9 protein-coding genes and 1 tRNA gene are annotated in these 17538 nt (G+C 62.5%); 1 reads left to right on the top strand and 9 read right to left on the bottom strand.

Annotated features, from left to right (window positions below; translation table 11 throughout):
- Positions 1-188: 188 nt before the first annotated feature.
- The 5 genes from MOP44_RS21005 to MOP44_RS20985 all read right to left on the bottom strand — a co-directional run bounded on the left by MOP44_RS21005 (position 189) and on the right by MOP44_RS20985 (position 13379).
- Positions 189-5387: a cellulose synthase subunit BcsC-related outer membrane protein gene (locus MOP44_RS21005; protein ID WP_260792360.1), complete on the bottom strand. Its 5199-nt coding sequence runs from the start codon at positions 5385-5387 to the stop codon at positions 189-191.
- A 47-nt stretch (positions 5388-5434) separates the two neighbouring features.
- Positions 5435-6697 (bottom strand): cellulose synthase complex periplasmic endoglucanase BcsZ, encoded by a 1263-nt coding sequence (gene bcsZ / locus MOP44_RS21000; RefSeq protein WP_260792359.1) that lies wholly within the window; start codon positions 6695-6697, stop codon positions 5435-5437.
- Positions 6698-6934: 237 nt separating this feature from the next.
- Positions 6935-11353 carry a UDP-forming cellulose synthase catalytic subunit gene (gene bcsA, locus MOP44_RS20995; protein ID WP_260792358.1) on the bottom strand — a complete coding sequence of 1473 codons (4419 nt, stop codon included), beginning with the start codon at positions 11351-11353 and terminating at the stop codon, positions 6935-6937.
- Positions 11350-12879, bottom strand: coding sequence for a cellulose synthase operon protein YhjQ/BcsQ (locus tag MOP44_RS20990; RefSeq protein WP_260792357.1), 1530 nt, complete (start codon positions 12877-12879; stop codon positions 11350-11352). Before MOP44_RS20990 ends, bcsA begins: the two co-directional genes overlap by 4 nt.
- A 424-nt stretch (positions 12880-13303) precedes the next feature.
- Positions 13304-13379 (bottom strand) — tRNA-Lys (locus tag MOP44_RS20985).
- Between the two features lie 132 nt (positions 13380-13511).
- Between MOP44_RS20985 and MOP44_RS20980 the strand changes: the two genes are divergently transcribed.
- Complete coding sequence (locus tag MOP44_RS20980) at positions 13512-14417, top strand: rhomboid family intramembrane serine protease (RefSeq protein ID WP_260792356.1); 906 nt, start codon at positions 13512-13514, stop codon at positions 14415-14417.
- Here the strand turns inward: MOP44_RS20980 and MOP44_RS20975 are convergent.
- The 4 genes from MOP44_RS20975 to MOP44_RS20960 all read right to left on the bottom strand — a co-directional run bounded on the left by MOP44_RS20975 (position 14414) and on the right by MOP44_RS20960 (position 17383).
- Positions 14414-14953 (bottom strand): DinB family protein, encoded by a 540-nt coding sequence (locus MOP44_RS20975; protein WP_260792355.1) that lies wholly within the window; start codon positions 14951-14953, stop codon positions 14414-14416. The two genes, MOP44_RS20980 and MOP44_RS20975, sit on opposite strands and share 4 nt — an antisense overlap.
- Before the next feature lie 49 nt (positions 14954-15002).
- The gene (locus tag MOP44_RS20970) at positions 15003-15944 is read right to left on the bottom strand and encodes a sugar phosphate isomerase/epimerase family protein (RefSeq protein WP_260792354.1); all 942 of its coding nucleotides are present in this window, start codon (positions 15942-15944) and stop codon (positions 15003-15005) included.
- Between the two features lie 46 nt (positions 15945-15990).
- Positions 15991-16407, bottom strand: a complete 417-nt coding sequence (locus MOP44_RS20965) for a DoxX family protein (protein WP_260792353.1) — start codon at positions 16405-16407, stop codon at positions 15991-15993.
- Between the two features lie 67 nt (positions 16408-16474).
- Entirely contained in the window at positions 16475-17383 is a 909-nt protein-coding gene (locus MOP44_RS20960) for an SPFH domain-containing protein (protein WP_260792352.1), read from the bottom strand.
- Positions 17384-17538: the final 155 nt, after the last annotated feature.

Here is a 17538-nt window from a genome sequence, read left to right as displayed (position 1 = left end):
CGGCGTGCGGGCTGCCTGAAGGCAGCCCCTGATACGAAGCATGTTATATCTGGTTCGTACTTTCCATCGATTGCGCGAAAGACGACCGCGGATCCCTCGACTGCGCTTCGGGATGACAACTTTGTGGGGGAACGGCCAAGGGCTGAGTGGGGTCAGCGGTTTCCCATCCTGTCGCCAAAAGAAAGGTGCTATGGCACCGTGAAGGGGCGGATGCCGTCGTGGGGGAAGAGGCCGGTGGGGGCCGTCACCGTGGAGGGCTGGGCGCGGAACATGTAGTGGATGGAGAAGCCCGCGGTGGCGGCGTTGTAGTTGCGGGCGTTGTTTCCGCTTGCGAACCCTTCTATGAACCAGTGCGGGCTGACCTGGTAGGCGCCGTTGGCGCGGATGTCGTAGTTCGCTCCGATGCTGGTAGTCGCGGGAAGCGAGGCGTTGTTGAGGCCGATCAGGATGGGCTTCTGCTCGGGCAGGGGGTAGAGGGGGGTCAGGTCCGTCTGGAAGGCTTGCACGCCGAGGCCGCCGACGATCTGGTAGTGCCAGCGGGTCTGGTAATGGCCGGCCCACGTGACGGGCACGTTGGCCAGGAAGTATGCCTGCGGGCTGAAGTAGCCGCCCATTCCGAAGGTGAAGGCTCCCTGGTTGTTCTTGTAATGCATGGCGAAGAAGTTGGTGCCGATGCTCAGCGAGCCGAACTCGGGGAAGGCCTTGACGCGCCAGTAAGCGCCGCCATTGCCGTCGACGCGGTAATTGGTTTGAGTGTTATAGCCGTTGATGTACTGGCCGCCGCCGCCGAGATAGAAGCCGGAGATGGCATCGCCGTGCACGTACTGGACGTTGCCGCCCGTGCCCACAACGCCGCCCCAGATGGTTCCCGGGTAGCTGAGGGACGAAGTGCCGGGATCGCGGAGGCCGCCATAGGAGAGCTGCGAGTCCTTGATGGAGTCGCGCGTGAAGCTGAAGGTGATGGGTCCGTTGCCGGGACGCCAGGAGGCGCGCGCGGTCCAGTTGGCAACCAGGAAGCCGAGGGGGGTGTACCCGCCGGCAGCGGCAAAGGTGGGAGTGGTGAGCTGAATCTCCGGCGAGAGACCGGTGGCGTTCTGCTGGGCCGGGGGGGCACCCGTGAAGGTCGTGCCGGCGGTGGGGCCTGTGTTGGTCATGGTGCCGAGGGGCTGCGGAATGGTGACCAGGGTGCGGGCGCCCGATGTCAGCTCCTGCACGGTGATGACGCTGGTGCCGTCGGCTTGACCGGAGTCGAGGAAGACGGGCTTGGCGATGACGGAGATGCGTCCGTGGTAGCCGACGGGAGCGGACCACTCGAATGGGACTTCAAAGGCCGAAAGGCGGCTGTAGCCGAGATCGCCGCTGCGGTAGTTGATGATGCCGGTGCCGGCGAGCCAGGCGCTGTAACTGCTTTCAAGAGACTGCAATTGCTGCTCTGCCTCTTCGCGGGGGCTGATCACCTTGGGCTGGCGCTGCACTTTGACCCAGGGGCCGCGGAGCGGAGGAAGATTGCGATCCTGAAGCTGCTCGTCGGTGAGGCCACCGGGAGCGGAAGTGTCGGGCGCTGCCGGCTGCTGCTGGGCGGGCTGCGGCTGCTGGGTCTGGTCGACCCCAGGAGGGGGGGGCAGAGGGGCCGCCTCGGTGGGAGCAGTCACGAGGGTCGGAACTGTCTCCTGCGCGGTTTTGGCACTGTGCTTTTGGTGCTTTTTGGGCTGCTGCTGCTCCGGCTGGGCGGTGGAGGCTGGGGGGGGAGGGGGGGGTGCCTGCTGCTGCTTCCGAGGCTGCGGCTCGGGAGGCGCCTGCTTGGGCTGCTGAGCGGAGTAGGCGCCGGTAGCTGCTTCCTGTGCGGAGGGGGTGTACTGGATGCCGCTCATGGCCGGTCTGACGGTCGCGACCGCAGACGAGGTTTCAGAGGGGTGGGGGGCGTCACCCGGCAGAGTGAGGGGCACATTTCCGAGCTGGCGGATCTGCTGGTCAGACCCGGGGGTGAGCTGCGAATCCGTTTGCTGGGCGAAGAGCGCCTGCGCCTGAGAAGCCTTGTCGCCCGTGGACGGCGTTGAAAGACGATACGCCGGCTGCGAGCCGGCGTTGGGTGCGATGGACGATTGCGGGGCGGGGATGTAGACCTTGGGCTTGTCCCCGGTGGAGGGGACGGGCAGGACCGGCCGATTCTGATCTGCCGGTTGCTGCGGGGGAGCCGTGTAGGAGGGGGTGTAGGAAGGCGTCGGCGATTGCGCCGGGCGGGGCTCCGGAACGGTGATGTGCTCTTCGGGAATGTTCATGCGCCCGGTGTAGCCGCCCGGGCCCGAGGTTCCAGTTGTGGGCTTCTTGTGGTTTGTCGAGGGCTGAGTTCCCTGCTTTGGCGCGGGTAGCGGGGCGGAGCCGCGATGCGTGGTGGTGCGGGGGGTGGGGGTAGGTTCGGTTGCCGGCACCTGCACGATCGGGGCCTGTGTGACCGGGGCCTGCGTGACGGGGGGCGCGGTGGGAATGTCGTTCGGCCGGACGGCGGCCTGTTGCGGCTGGAGAATCACAGGCGCAGTGCCGAGGTAGGGGTCTGGGCCGTAGGAGGGCAGCGGCGGTAGCTTCACTGTCTTCTGGAACGGGTCATTCATGGCCGCGTTGTCAGGATTGAGAAGTTGCTGGAGATCGGCGTTGGAACGCGCCTTCTGCGCTTTGGTGTTCTGGTCGGGGTAGGCAAGCTCATGCGCCAGCTTGTCGGTGGGCGAGCCCGCGGGCATGGCGGCAATGGCGGCACGCCAGTAATCCGCGGAGCGCTGGGCATCGCCGCGCGCCTGTTCGTACCTGGCCGCCATGCCGAGAATCTTGTAATCGTGCGGGAAGCGCTCGAGCGCCTGACGCAGCCAAGCCTCGGCCTGGACCTTGTCGTTGGCAGCGAGGGCGGCACCGATCGCGCCCTGGAAGTCGTTTACGCCGGCATCCTGCATGGGCAGGCTCTTATAGAGGGCAAGCGAGGCGCGGGTCTGGCCGGTGCGGAGATAGCCGCCGGCGAGGATGCGCTTGACCTGGACGTTCTCAGGAAAGGCCTGAGATGCAGCCTCGAGAATCTCCACGGCGCGCTGGTTGTCGCCGTTGTCCATGGCGGCGCCGGCACGGCGGACGGCCCAGCTTGCCCAGATGGTTTGCACGGTTTCGCGCTGGGCGGCGGTGAGATCGGGACGCGAACCGAGCCGCATCAACTCGGGATAGAGGGCACGGTCGTTCTTGGTGTTGTAGAGGAGCCACGCATTCTGAATGGCCGTGTCGGAAGGCATGGCAGTTCCCTGCTGCGCGTAGTACCGCTGCACGCGGGCCATGTATTCCGTGGCATGGGGGATGTCGCCGGCAGTGGCGTAGATGCTGGCCACGGTCTGGACGAACTGCGGATCGGTCTCGAGTTCCTTGCGGACGGAGGGGGGGATGTAGACGAGCTGCTGCAGGGCTTCCGTTGAATGGTCGGTGGCCTGCAGGGTTGAGATGAGGCCCTTCCAGGCATCGGCGCGCTCGGGGTTGGCGGTGAGCACCTGGCGGTAAATGGCGTAGGCCTGATCGGTGTTGCCGCGCTGCAGATAGATGCCGGCAAGCTGCAACTGCAACTGCACGGAGGGCTGCGCGCCTTGCGCCTGTTGCACCTTCACGCTGCGCTCGAGCAGGGTCTGTGCCACGTCGGGCTGGTTGGCCTGCTGGTAGATGGATCCGAGCATCGTGAGGAAGCCGGAATCAGAGAGCGCCGACTCGTAGACCGAGGGGGGCATCTTCTCGACATCGCCGATGGCGGCGGTGTCCTGTCCGAGCTCGTGGTGCGCGCTGACGAGGCCCATCCAGGCGGGAAGGCTGTTGGCGTCGTCGTTGAGGATCTGGGTATAGATGGCGGCGGCCTGATCGAAGCGGCTTGCTTCCATCAGGATGCCGGCGTATTGCAGGCGCGTGCCCTGCTTGAGGTTCGCACCGTTGTCAGGGAATGGCAGAGCCAGTGCTTGCGAGAGGACTTTCTGCGCCTCGATGGGACGGCCTTCCGCCTTGTAGATGGTGGCTAGGGTGCGAAGGTACTCGGGGTCCTTCGCCATTTCAGTTTTGATACGCGCGGGGAACTTGGCTGCGGTGGCGAGCGCTTTTTCGTTCTGGCCGTCGCGGGCATAGGCGAGGAACAGGCCGCGCCAGGCATCGGCATTGGAAGGCTGCGATTTGAGCAGGTCCTGATAGACGCCAGCGGCCTGCTGGTACTGCTGCTCCTTAATGTAGAGGCCGGCGAGGCCGTTGAGGGCCTCGGGGCTCTTGGGCTTCATGGCCAGCGCTTCCTGGTATTTCTGCGCGGCCACGTCGAGCTGGTTGGCGTCAAAGGCCTGGGTGGCCTCGCCCATGGTGTACCAGAAGCGCGAAGTGGCGAGTGCGTTCTCGACGACGGCGGTTTTGTAGCCGTTCTGCTCGGCCTGGGTGAGATAGCTGACGGCCCCACCGAAGTTCTGCTGCTGCATGCGCAGGAAACCCATGCCGGCGGCTACGCGGCCGTTGTTCGGATCCTTTTCGAGAAGTTCCTGGAAGCGTTTCTCGGCTTCGTCGAGGCGCTTGGCATTCAGCGCTGCAAAGGCTGCACGCTCTTCAGGAGTGCGCGCGATGCCGGAGTTCATCTCGGCGAGCTTGGACTCGTTCTCTTTGAGGCGCGAAGCCAGCTCGGCATCCTGGGGATGGGCCTGCATGTACTTGCGCAGTTCCGCGGCGGAAGCCGGATTGGCCGAGTCCCAGATGAGAGCCTGGCGAAGAGCACTGCGAGCAGCGGGATCGAGGGGATGCTCTTCGAGCAGCCTGATGCCTTCTGTGCGCGTCCTCGGATCGTAAGTGAGCATGCGGCCGAGTTCGACGGAGTAGCGCGAGTCGCCGGGGTTCTTCTGCGCGAGAGCGCGCATTGCGCCGATGGCCTGCTCTTTGCCGGTGGCGGTGCCGTACAGCGTCTGATAGTAGGCCAGCGCGATGTCGCCTTCAGGAGGGCGATCGGCGTAGAGCTGCCGATATATCTTCATCGCGTCTTCGTTGTGCCCCTGGCGGGCAAGTTCGCCGGCGCGGCGGAGGTCGTCATTCTGGACGCGAGAGGTGGAGAGAGACTGGATTTTTCCGATGTTGGGATCGTTGGGGTTGATGGTGCGCAGCTTTTCGAGGGCGTTGTCCGATTCCTTGGCAGAGCCGCTCAGTTTATAGTCGCGGGCCAGGCCGGCGAGGGCTTCGGCGTTCTTGGGATCGGAGAGCAGAATCTGCTGCCAGATCTGGATGGCCATGTCGGGCCGGCCGCGTGACTCGAGAGCCCGCGCATTTGCTGCCAAAGTCTGGCGTGTCTTCTCTGCCGTATTGGCAGGAGTCGCCGTTTTCTGCGCAAAGCCTGTTTGCAGGATCAGGCTCATGCATATAGCAGATATCGGGATAGATAAGACCTTGCCCAACAACTTCATCACCGTGTCCACTCTACCTTTAGTTCCCCGCGCGGTCCAAACCGGAACCTGCTATCCAGATACCCAATCGCAAACAGAACAAGGTTTTGGTCATAATACACGGGCTGCTTCCCGTAGAGGCCCGAGTCTGGTTGTCGCTGTGCACTCATCCTAACTCTCTGCTGCGCGGCGACTCGGGCGAGGTCGGGCTTGGCCCATAAATAAGGAAGAAGCGCCGCCGAAAATCCCACCGGACCGTCCTGGGGCTCGGGGAGTCCGTGCGCGCTTACCTTTTCCGGTGGAGCGGTGCGTTCAGGATCGGAGAGATAGACGCCCATACCGGAAAGCGAGTTCACCAGGTCTTCGCGGGTGCGGCCGTTGGGGTCGACCATTCCGGCCCAGAGGTAGACGCGGATGGCGTCGTAGCTGCCCATCGGCTGCCCGGTGACTGGAGGAGGCTGCGGGATCACCTGGTTGGAGGTGTAGTTGCCGTTCGGCTTGGTGCCGGTTTGCGGCAGGGGGGCAGGGGGCGGCGGGTTGGGTCCGGGAGGGGGTGCGGGCGAGAAGCCGTCGTTGGGGATGTAGTTGATCCAGTCCATCGCAAAGCCCTTGGGCGAACCCTGACGCAGGAGGCGCGGGATGTTCATGGCGATGCTGCCCCAGGGGCCGGAGGGGTCGACTTCAGCGAAGCGCTGGAACTGGAAGAGGGGCAGGTAGCTGGGATTCAGCGTCCAGACATTGTTGTGAACCCAGTTCTCAGTGTTGCCGGGCATCAGCATCGAGCCGAAGCCGGGGAGATCGGCGACTTCCTGCTTGGCGATCAGGCTGAGCATTCGACGGCCGGTTTCTTTGTAGTCGGGGTGCTGCCAGAGCCTTCCGGCTTCGATCAGGGTGTAAGCAATCCAGCAGTCGGCGTCGGAGGCGGGGTTGGGATCGAGGAGCTTCCACTGGCCGTCCGGCGCTTTGCCCCATTGCCAGCCGGGAAGCTTCTTGCCCAGATCGCCGCCGGCGAGATTGTTCTGCGTCCACGAGAGGACCTTTTCGAAACGGGGGCGGTCGTTATCGACCAGCGCGAAGAAGAGGGCGTACGACTGCCCTTCGGAGGTGGTGCGGTCGTTGACGCTGTGCTCGACCACGCGCCCATCCGCATTGATGAAATGCGCCGAGTAGGCTTCCCACAAATCCCACGGTCCCTGGCGGCATCCGGCGGTCGCCGCGGCCAGCAGCAGCACGACAGCAAGCGAACCCTTTTTCAGCCAGCGGCGCGATGACAGATCCAACAAAGAAAGCTCCAGATGATTTCCACAAAACAGTGTTCGAAATCACGGAGAGGAGGTCCATGATCCCTGACCAGTTACCTGGCGTACAGGCTTCAAGGCCTGCCGCTCATCCTGACGAAGCCAAGGCTTTGAAATGGCATTTTTACAGTTAACTTAATCCATTTCAAGCTATGTAAGGCGTGGCGTTCTCTTTAAGTAAAATCGCCACGCCATGAAGCTCTATTGAAAGCGGAGGCGCGATCAGTCGAGCATCTTGAGCCGGGCCCTTGCCTTCATGCGAAGCCAGTTGCGCATCCAGATTGCCAGCAGGAATGCGAGCAACATGACGATGATGGCGACCAGCCACGGAACTTCTCTGAACTGCATGGTGAGGCGCGTCCACCAGGGCAGTGTGCCGACGTGGTAAATAGCCGAACCCACGCGGAAAGACTGGAAGCGCGTGCCTAGAAGCATCGATATGGAGCCCTGAATATCGCTCGCCTGCTGCACGTACAGGAAGGTCTGCATGAAGGGCGCGAAGGTGGCTGCGTCTTTCATGCGGATGGCAACGATGCTGCTGCCGCTCATGAAGGGCGATTCGATGCCTTCGATGATGCCGTCAGGTGAGCCGGAGGCAATGAGCTCGCCGGACTCGGCGCGTTCATTGGTCTGCACCTTCCACCAGGCGCGATGGATGGGCGCGAAGAAGCCCTGGGTGTCGTGCGTCTGGACACGGCCGCTCGATAGCGCGACCGGTAAGAACTTGTTGATCTTGTCGAAGGCCGGCTGATCTTCTCCGATACCGATGACCAGGAAATCGGAGGCAGCGCCGGCTTGCATCGCATCCGGGCCGGCGACAGTTACCCGCAGAGTGGGGTAGCCGCTCTGACGCCCGAAGTGGCCCATCAACGTAATGAAGGTTTCGATCTCTTCTGAGGTTGGAGTGGGAGGCAGCACGACGGTGGTGGTGGCCAGATCGGGATAGCGCGTGAACGGGAAGCCCGAGTTGGCGAAGATTTCGAGGTTCGGCAGCGGCGCGTAATGCGGATAGCCGCGCAAATCGAGATAGCTGTCACCCAAAACCGCGCCCTGCATATTGATGGGCGTGGTGTCCTGGCAGTTCCCTTTTCTCAAGAGCTGGAATGTGAAATCGAACGAGAGCGAGTTCGAGAACGGGCGAAGATTGACGACCGGCACCGGCAGATCGATCTCGCTGCGCTTTGATGCTTCCTGGCCCGGGGTCAATGGGATCGAGCCAAGGAAGGCGTTGTTGATGCGTATCTGCATGCTCGAGATCGGCCCGATGGGGATCGAGTTATAGCGATAGGACATGTGCAGGATCGAGTTGGGACGATCTGCGAAGTAAATGTCGGGCGGGATACGGAAATAGACATTGAGCGGGGCGGAGCCGTCTCCCTGCATGGAGTCGCGCGCCTTGTAGTCCCAGAGGGCGATCTTCTGATCGGTCTGCGCCCAGCGTGGTGCGGAGTCCGCGGGCCGTCTTGCGGGAAGGTCGAGGCGGTCGATGGAGGCTTGCGGGCCTTGTAGAAGTCCGCTCTGCAGCGCAACAGCCTGGGCAGCCTGGATGACCTGGTCGGGATCACCGCCGGCGACGACAAGAACTTTCCCGTAGGGATCGTTGGGATTGGGCCGCATGGCCACGATGGGGCCACTGGCGCCTGCGCCGAGATTGATGCCGGCAGGCAGATTCGATGGGCTGTCGGAAATGATGACGGCGTTGCCGGCGGGGAGTTCTCCGATATGGACCGGAAAACGAACCGGACGCCCTTCGGAGATCATGCCGAAGTAGCTGGTGACGATGCCGGCGGCCTGAATGGCTTTGGAGTCCGGAGCCGAGGCGAACACAACCGGCAGGCTCAAGGGCTGCACAACAGCGGCGTCGAGGAACGGCAGCGGGAGCTGCTTCAGATCGTCGGCCAGCGGCAGGAGGTCGCCCTGCATGTCGAGATAAGTGGTGCGGTGAACGCGCGCCCATAGGGTGGAGTTCGCCGGGTCCTCGCACATCAGCGTGTAGTGACCGATGAACTGCATGGTCAGCGCGTTGTTGTGCACCATGAGCTCGGGCGGGATATTGAACTCAGCTTCAGATACTTCGCCTTTGCTGCGGCCGGATCCATCGGGCGTGGGCTCGATGGTGGCAAACAGGGTGCCGTTCAATATCAGCTTAAGGTGGCTGATCTCGGGCAACAGCGCGGGAGAGAATGCGTAGCTGACGTGAATCTTCGCGGTCTTTGCAACGTGGGTCTGTGGCAGCGTGAAGTAGATGGTGGTGGAGCTGTCCACACCGTGCATGTCGATCTGCGAAGAACCGGTATCGCCCAGGCTGAAGGTGTCGCGAAACTGGCCGGGGGGCGCCGGTACAGCGGAAGCGGCGGTTGTGCCGGGGCGGGCTTGTTCTCCGCTGGCGCTGACCGCCGGCTGCGCATGCAGGCGCGGCGCGTCCAGTCCGATCATGGCGGCGATGACCAGCACAGCGGAAGTTGCCGCAGCGACGCTGGCGGCTTTCTTCTTCTTCGACTTGGCCCTGGGGGTGACCAGGCTTTTGGCGGTTTGCGAAAGACCGTGCATGGAGATTTGGAAGATGCGGGACAGGCTCTTCAATACGTTGTCGCTTTCGCGGGATTCGCCCCAACCCAGCCAGGAATCGGCACGGGAGTACAAAACCATTGTGAGCACTTCCTGTTCCGCGATGGTCAGGTTCTCGAACTTCACCCGCAGCGTCGCTCCGTCGCCTCCAACGACCTTGGCATGGAGCTGTTGCGTTCCGTTCGGCATTGGGAAGGCGAGCATCACCTCTGTCTGAGGCGCCAGTTCCACTGTCTGGTTGAACCGAATGGCGGTGCCGCCCGAAGACATGTCGACGGTCTCGCCCTCAATCAGGGAGCCATCGGGCATGCGCGCCATGACCGGCGTGACGATCGAGATGCGGACGGTGGTGCGAAGCTGGCGCATTTCGCGCGCTACGGCTGTGGTGACACCGAGAATGATGATGTTGAAGACCGACCACAAGACGTTCATCAACACCGTGCCCGGACGATCGCGGTCCCAGATGAAGTAGCGCGGAATGGCAACCAACAGCCCTGCGACGTTGAAGAGTAGCAGGATCAGGAACGGCTGTGCGATCTTGGTGTCGAAGAACGTCTGCCTGACCACGCCACCCTTGGCCGTGACGTTGAACTTACCCAGCTTGGGGTTGATCAGCGCCATCACGGTGGGCAGCAGGATGTAAGGCGAGAGCACGGTCTCGTAGATCTCGTTCCAGAACGAATGGCGGTGCTCACCCTGAATGCGCGAGTTGGTGACGTTGGAGAGAATCAAGTGCGGCAATGCGTACGCGAGAATCGCGGCCCAGTAGCCCGGCACATTGGTGTGCGACAGGATCAGGTAGATCAGCGGCGCGGTGAGGAAGATCAGGCGCGGAATCGCATACATGAAGTGCATCATTGCGTTGAAGTAGCAAAGACGCTGCGGAAATTTCAGCCCCGGTGCGAAGAGAGGATTGTCGGTGCGCAGAATCTGGATCATGCCGCGAGCCCAGCGAATTCGCTGGCCGACGTGCGCGGAAAGGCGCTCGGTTGCGAGCCCGGCAGCCTGAGGAATGTTGATGTAGGCAGTGCCCCACCCGTTCATCTGCATGCGCAGAGAGGTGTGCGCGTCTTCCGTGACGGTCTCGACAGCGATGCCGCCGATTTCATCGAGCGCCTCGCGGCGAAGCACCGCGCAGGAGCCGCAGAAGAATGTGGCGTTCCAGAAGTCGTTGCCGTCCTGCACGATTCCGTAGAACAGCTCGCCTTCGTTGGGAATGATACGGAACTGCTGCAGGTTGCGCTCGAACGGATCGGGCGAATAGAAATGGTGCGGCGTCTGCAGCATGGCCAGCTTGGAATCGCGCATGAACCAGCCCATGGTCATCTGCAGGAAGCTGCGCGTTGGCACGTGATCGCAGTCGAAGATGGCGACGTAAGGAGAGCTCAGTGCCTTAAGCGCCGTGTTGATGTTGCCGGCCTTGGCGTGCTTGTTATCGGTGCGGGTCTTGTATCCGATGCCTGCCTCAAACGCGAACTGCTCGAACTCCTTACGGCGACCGTCGTCGAGAATATAGACGTGCATTTTGTCGGCCGGCCAATCCATGTTGAGCGCGCCGAGAGCGGTGTAACGCACAACATCGAGCGGCTCGTTATAGGTCGGAATGAGGACGTCGATGTGCGGCCACTCGTCTTCATCGTCTGGGAGGGCCACGGGCGCGCGACGCAGGGGCCAGATCGTCTGGAAGTATCCGAGGAAGAGAATGATAAATGCGTATACCTCAGCCAACACCAGGCTGAGGATGAAGAACCCGTCGAGCATGCCGGGGTGGTTGGCGGGGTCCTCAAAAAACTGCACGGTCGATGATATGCGCCAATATCCGTAACGGAAGGTGCAGAACATCGACATGATCATCAGGGTGAGAGTGATCAGGTAGGAGTCTGAGCTGCGCGAAAGGGCCATGGCCATCAGCAGGGTCAGCAGTCCGCAAACAGCCTGCTGCGGCCAGGTCAGAGGCAGGACAGCCAGGAAATAGAACGCGACGGCTGCGGCTCCCAGGAACACAAACCGCAGCAGGCGCATGAGCAGGTTTTCACCCGCTCCTATGTCCTGCCATAAACCGGTTGGGGTCATCTCTCACTCCACCGCACCCCGCGGAAACCAGCCGAAGCAGGTGCAGCGAGGCTCTTGACCCACCCTGCCAGCGCGCCGAAGTCTTCAGCGACCGCCGAGTTGGGAGAGTAATCCACGACCGTCATCCCTTCCGCCAGGGCCTCACTGACGGCGGGCGTGCGGCGCAGCGAGAACGGCAGCAGGCGATCGCCGAGCTGTTCACGCAGAACCTCCCGTACATCCAGATGAAGGGGGAGAGAAGGATCGTACTGATTCAGCACGTAGTACGGGAGCACTTGTCCACTGCTCACGCGTTGAAAGAAGGTATCGATGGAGGCAACGCTGACCACCGAGCTCATATCAGGGATTACCGGCACGAGCACAGTGGGGCGCATACGCAGAACGCGGCGGGTGATGGCGCCGGAGGCGGTGGCGAGATCGACCAGGATGCGGCTGGCGGCGTGGCCATTGCGCGCGATCTCGGTAGAAAGCTGCTCCTGCGGCGCTGACTCCGGGCCGAGGTTTTCGCAATCGATGGTGAGGAGCTGAACGGGTGCGTCTGCGCCGTTGCCGGGCGCAGTAAAGGTGCGAAGCACGCCGGGGCGCTGATCGCGGGCGCCGAAGAAGAATGGCAGCAGGCCGTAGGACGCGGTATCGACGAGCATGATGCGTTCGCCGCGAGCGGAGAGAGCGCGCCCGAGAGTCGCAACGAGGCTGGTTTTGCCGACACCGCCGGCAAGCGAGAACACTGCGAGCACCGGCGCACGCGTAGCCGCCGGAGCAGGAGCAGGCTCGGCCTGGGCGGGTGCACCGCCCGAGAAGACTCCCTTCAGAGCGAACCAGCGCGAAGTGATGCGGTCGCGCGATCCCTGAAGGGTGTCTTCCATGGGGTTCGGAGTCTGGGCCGGGGAATAGTCACTGCGATTCGCCGCAAGCCACGCCGGGCGGGTTACGTTTTCCTGAGGCTCTGCCGGCGGAGTCCAGGGCCGGCCGGGAGCAATCCGCTCTTCGCGCGGAGGAGCAGGCGGCACATATTGCTGCTGCGGCTGCGCGTATGGAGGATATGCAGGGGGCTGGGGAGCCGGCTGCGGCGGGTAATAGGGAGCAGCGATCGGATAAGCAGGTGGCGCCGGGGGTGCATAGGCGGGAGCAGCCTCAGGATAAGGCACGGAAACGGGCTGATACTGCGGAACTGCGTACTGGGGCGGCTGGGGCACATAGGGGCGCTGCTGCGCGGCGTGCATCTGGGCGGCGCGCTCGGCGGCGGCCTGCTGCTCAGCGCGCTGACGGGCTTCATACTCGACCTGCCGGTCGGCTTCCGCGGCACGATCGATCTCGGCGCGCTGCATCATATCGGCTTCGTCGCGCTGACGCTGACGCTCGGTTTCGATGGCTTCCTGCACGCGCTGTCTGGCCTTTTCGCGAGTCTGGGCACGCGAGGCGGAGAAATCCCGATACTTTGCGCCGTGGAGGTTGGCCCACGAATACAGTGTGGCTACGTCTTCCGGGGTCTCATTCGAGTCGGTGAACGCTCTGTGGTCAGTCATTTGCACCCTCGTTCCCTGGCGGCTGAAGATGCTTGACGCGCCCGTCCCTATAGCCCAGGGGAAACGTTGGCACGCAGGCTCGCCGGAGATGGTCTCGCACACTGATCGTATGGTTTTACTTGTCTCCTGAACAATACCACTCAGAACGCTTCGTTCCTACCACTTTTGGGTCATGTTTTCAGGATGTACCTTTCTCGGAAACCGCTGTAAACACGAGGGATTCCGCAAACGGCACCTTTGCGTCCGCGAAAAGGTAACACGCAGGTAATGGAACGCGGCATGCGTGGAAGATGAAGGCGGCAATGCGCAAGGCGGAAGGCCAGAAAGGGGTATCTTCCTGGTTAACAAAAACTTCTGTTTGGATAGGGCGTGGCGGCTCGCCTTGGACTGATGGGTTGGGAAAGGATGCGGCCGGAAGGAGTGCTGGTGAGCTCGCTGGGATTCGAACCCAGGACCCACGCATTAAAAGTGCGTTGCTCTACCACCTGAGCTACGAGCTCGTTCAAGCCGCTAGTTCAAAAGTAGCACATTGAACGCCCTTTCCGGACCAGGGCCGGGCCTGGTATGCGTCCGCACTGTATCGGGTGCATAATCTTGGGAATCAACCCTGTTTCATCGGTTCGGAGCCCGCTGTGGAGATTCCTGTCTGCCCGCAATGCGGCCGCCTCATGGCGGAGGAAGCCGGCCCTCTCTGCGAGAAGTGTGAGCCGGCCCCGGTGGCGGCCGAAGCGCCGGGACCCTGGGTGACCTGGACGCTGGTTGTGGTGACGGCGGTTGCGAGCGCGGTGGGGCTGGGCTTCAGCCGCGAGCAGTTTCCGCTGGGGGCGAAATTCGGCCCGGGCATCGCCGGTGGCGAGTGGTGGCGGCTGGTGACTGCCTTCTTTGTCCACAACTCGCTGGGGCATTTCGTGTGGAACATGATTCCGCTGGGATTCCTGGGCGGCCGGCTGGAACGGAATCTTGGACATTGTGTGTTTCTTGCGTTTTACCTGACATGCGGCATAACGGGCAGCGTCGTTTCGCTGATTGCGGCCCCGGAGCAGGTTGCATGCGGTGCGTCGGGCGCCGTGTTCGGCGTGTGCGCCGGGCTGTTCGTTTTCTACCTGCTTCGGGTGCGCACGTTGTCGAGGAAACGGCGCATCCGGCTGGTTGCGCTCGGAATTTATATCTGGACGTCCTTCTGGCCGGGCTTCGCAGATCTGCGTGTTGATAACGCGTGCCACATCGGCGGCCTCACAGCGGGGGCGATTCTTGGGTGCGTTCTTTCGCTGGGATCTCGACGGAAGCGACTGGTCCAGCTGGTGACCTTCGGCGCCGCGGCCGCCATGCTCGCGGCCGGCGCATTCGAGTTTCGGCAGCACAACCTCTATCTGGTGCATCTCGACGCCGCCGCCCGGGCGATTCAGAACGGAAAGATGGATCTGGCCGCCGCGGAACTGCGGACGGCTCAGGCGATGAAGCCGGATAGTCCCATCGGGCAGTTCCTGCAGCAGAAGCTCGACTCCGCAGACAGACCGGAACCGCCGGATCTGCCTTAGCCACCGTGTCCTCCGCATTGCATCACGCCGAGAAACTGGGTCCATGGGCCGACGGCTTCGCGATACTGGTGCGCCATCACGCGCGAGATCTGGTGCAGGTGCGTCAGGTCGTGCGCGGCCCAGGTGGCGAGCAGCTGGCTCAGTGTGACCGAGCCGAACGTGGGGTGGGTGCCGCGGCGTTGAAGGTCGGCCAGGCTGAGGTTCAGTGCTCGCAGATCGTCCAGACTGGCTGCACGCGCCGCGGTGAAATCCTCCAGGACCTCGGGCAGCGACTTGCCTTGCATGGCCTCGCGCTGGCCGAGGCGGTCGAACGGCGGAAAGGGCTGCGTCTCGCCGACGTCGAGCAGGTGGCGGATGCGCACCATCCAGTCAGTGCGGTCGGCGTGAGCCAGGTGTGCAACGATTTCGCGCGGACCCCAGGAGTCGCCGCCTTCATTAGCGTCAGTCCATTCAGCGGGCAGGCCGCGCAGGAGCTCATCGAGCGCACCGGGAGTGCGTTCGAGCAGGGCGATGGTGTGATCGAGGCGGTGTTCCATATCAGTTTTCAGTTCTCAGTTTTCAGTTGCCGGCGAGGCCGGGCGGTATTCAGGCAAATTTCAGGCCGGCGGCCGAGCCCACCGTCTGAATATAGTGCCGGCCCTCGTCATACTCCTCGGCTGTCTTGAGGTGCTCGAGCATGAGTGGGACTTCCCTGCCGAGTTTGGAGAGCTCGGTGAGGTAGGTCGTGTAGTCCACCTGGCCGCGGCCGGGTACGACCTCTTCGAAATGCACGTTCATCTCGACATCCCAGCGAAGGTCTTTGGCGTGGCAGGAGACGATCCAAGGCCCAAGTTTGCTGAAGCACTCGCGGATGAAGTCGGCGTTGTGATAGTAGCGCTGCGGTGAGTTGATGCCGTTGCAGACGTCAAGGTGAACACCGAAAGCCTTGCGGTCGACGGCGCGGATGAGTTCGACGTAACCGTCGGGGCCGTCGGGCAGGTTCCAGCCCATCATCTCAACGGTGAACTTTGTGCGTGTGGGCTTGACGTGGTCGAGGATGTGGCGGACGTTCTCGATCGTGGCGTCGAAGAACTCGCGCGAAAGGTTTTTCGGATTGGGTCCGTACCAGACGTCAGGGTTGTAGGAGCCGGCGATGTCGACGCAGTTGAGCGCTCCCAGGGCGTCGGCGAGGGCGCACCGCTGGGTCACGTAGTCGAGGTTGGCGCGGCGCTTCTCGGCGTCCGGGTCGAGCATGTTCTTCCAGGCGCCTACCTCGGCGATGACGACGTTCTGGGATGCGTAGGCTTGCTCGATCTTTTGTAGAAGCTGCGTGTCGCTGAGGGTGGCGATGTCGGGACAGTACGCCGCGGCGTAACCCAGGCGGCGATGCTCGCGGGCGAGCTCCGCGGGGTCTGTGGAGTTGATGAAGATGGGGCCGCCGAGGCGTATGGCTGCGGTGCTGGCCGCAGCGTGCATGCGCTTCGAGTACACGAGTCCGGCCGCAGCCGCGGCGGAGACTTTCAGGAAGTCTCTGCGTTCAATTCTCATACGGGTGCCAGCTTACATCACGAGTTGTGGGTGTTGAGGCTCGCGCTTAACAGAGTGGCAGGACGACCTTGAGTGCCGGATAACGCAGATAAGTGCCGAGCCAAGCGATGGCGGCAAAAATCACCGGGAACCACGTTTCGAACGTTGGACTGCCGGCGCGGAGCTGGATGGCTACCGCGCCGCCCAAAAAGCCCGTGAGCAGCACGGCGCCTAACACGGCGGTTCGGGGGATGGCATAGAGCACGGTGCAGATCGTGATCAGCACGCCGATGGTGACGCTGGTGGAGATTGGCAGGCCCAGTTTTGTGAACGCGTCGGTGACCTGCACCGGCTTGGCGAATTTGCCGAACGCGTCGAAGAGCATGAAGAGAATTGTCAGTGCGCTGAGAACGCGGCCGGTCCAGAGAGCGGCTTTTGAGGGCGCGGATGAAGATGGTGCGTGCGGCTGCGAAACAGTGGACACGAAGGACCTCCCAGGGGACATGGCAGTGGAGACCGGAAGGGGCCGGTCTCACGCTGCATGAAAAAGCTTAGTACTTCGAGCGCTCCGCAACCAGCATCGATTCGAGGATCTGGTCCGAAACCTCCTTCACCGCGCCGGGCGAGTGGGAGAGGAACAGCGTGTTGGTCTTGTCGCTCTCGCCGATGGACTTCAGCGTATCGAAGTATTGCGTGACGAGAACAAGCTGCATGACTTCCTTCGCGGTCGCGCCTTCTACGGCCTTTTGGAATTGCTCGACCGAAGTCTGCAGGCCTTCAATGATCGCCTTCCGCTGGTTGGCAATGCCCTGCCCCTGGAGCGCCTTGCTCTCTGCCTCGGCTTCGGCCTTCTTCACTACGAGAATCTTTTCGGCTTCGCCGCGCGCGTTGGCTGCGACCTGCTCACGCTGCGCGGCGTTGATGTCGTTCATCGCCGATTTGACCTTGGCGTCGGGCACGATGTCGGTGACAAGCACGTTCACGATCTCGTAGCCGAACTCCGCCATGTCGGCGTCCAGTTCCTTCTTCACGGCGAGCGCAATGCTCGACTGCGATGCAAAGACCTCGTCGAGCGTCATGCCGGGCACGTGGCCGAGGATGACCTGCTCGACATACGACTGAATTTGCTGCGCGGGACTGGAGAGCTTGTAGAAGGCATCGACGACCTTTTCAGGACGGACGCGATTCTGCACAGAGAGCGGAATGGTGACGAAGACGTTGTCCTTGGTCTTCGTTTCCATGGTCAGGTTGATCTGGTTGACGCGCAGGCTCACGATGCCGGCGACGGTGTCGATGTACGGCACCTTCCAGTTGAGGCCGGGCTCGGCGACGCGAAGGAATTTGCCGAAGCGCGTGACGACGGCCACTTCGGCGGTGCTCACCGTGAAAAAGCTGCCAAGAACGAAGGTCAACAGAACGATCGCAACGACCGCAAGAAGGACAACGAACACGATATCCATTTACCGCCCCCAAATGCCCAGTTTTGGATGATGGCGAATTATACCGCGCGCCTAACTCCAAAGACTGACCCATCAGAGGGATTGCCGGATGGGGACGCTCGGGTCCGCGAATATTTCGCGGCTACCGATCGCCCCTGTTCGGAATTGCGTCATGT

This window comes from Occallatibacter riparius (genome assembly GCF_025264625.1).
Classification (GTDB): domain Bacteria; phylum Acidobacteriota; class Terriglobia; order Terriglobales; family Acidobacteriaceae; genus Telmatobacter; species Telmatobacter riparius.
Note: the sequence above shows the minus strand (reverse complement) of the source record. Positions and strands in the feature narration are given on the sequence as shown.

What these genes read in the sequence shown, in the direction of transcription:
- bcsA (WP_260792358.1), bottom strand. Translation starts at nt 11,353, where the DNA reads ATGACCCCAACCGGTTTATGGCAGGACATAGGAGCGGGTGAAAACCTG.
- MOP44_RS20970 (WP_260792354.1), bottom strand. Translation starts at nt 15,944, where the DNA reads ATGAGAATTGAACGCAGAGACTTCCTGAAAGTCTCCGCCGCGGCTGCG.
- MOP44_RS20975 (WP_260792355.1), bottom strand. Translation starts at nt 14,953, where the DNA reads ATGGAACACCGCCTCGATCACACCATCGCCCTGCTCGAACGCACTCCC.
- MOP44_RS20960 (WP_260792352.1), bottom strand. Translation starts at nt 17,383, where the DNA reads ATGGATATCGTGTTCGTTGTCCTTCTTGCGGTCGTTGCGATCGTTCTG.
- MOP44_RS20990 (WP_260792357.1), bottom strand. Translation starts at nt 12,879, where the DNA reads ATGACTGACCACAGAGCGTTCACCGACTCGAATGAGACCCCGGAAGAC.
- MOP44_RS21005 (WP_260792360.1), bottom strand. Translation starts at nt 5,387, where the DNA reads ATGAGCCTGATCCTGCAAACAGGCTTTGCGCAGAAAACGGCGACTCCT.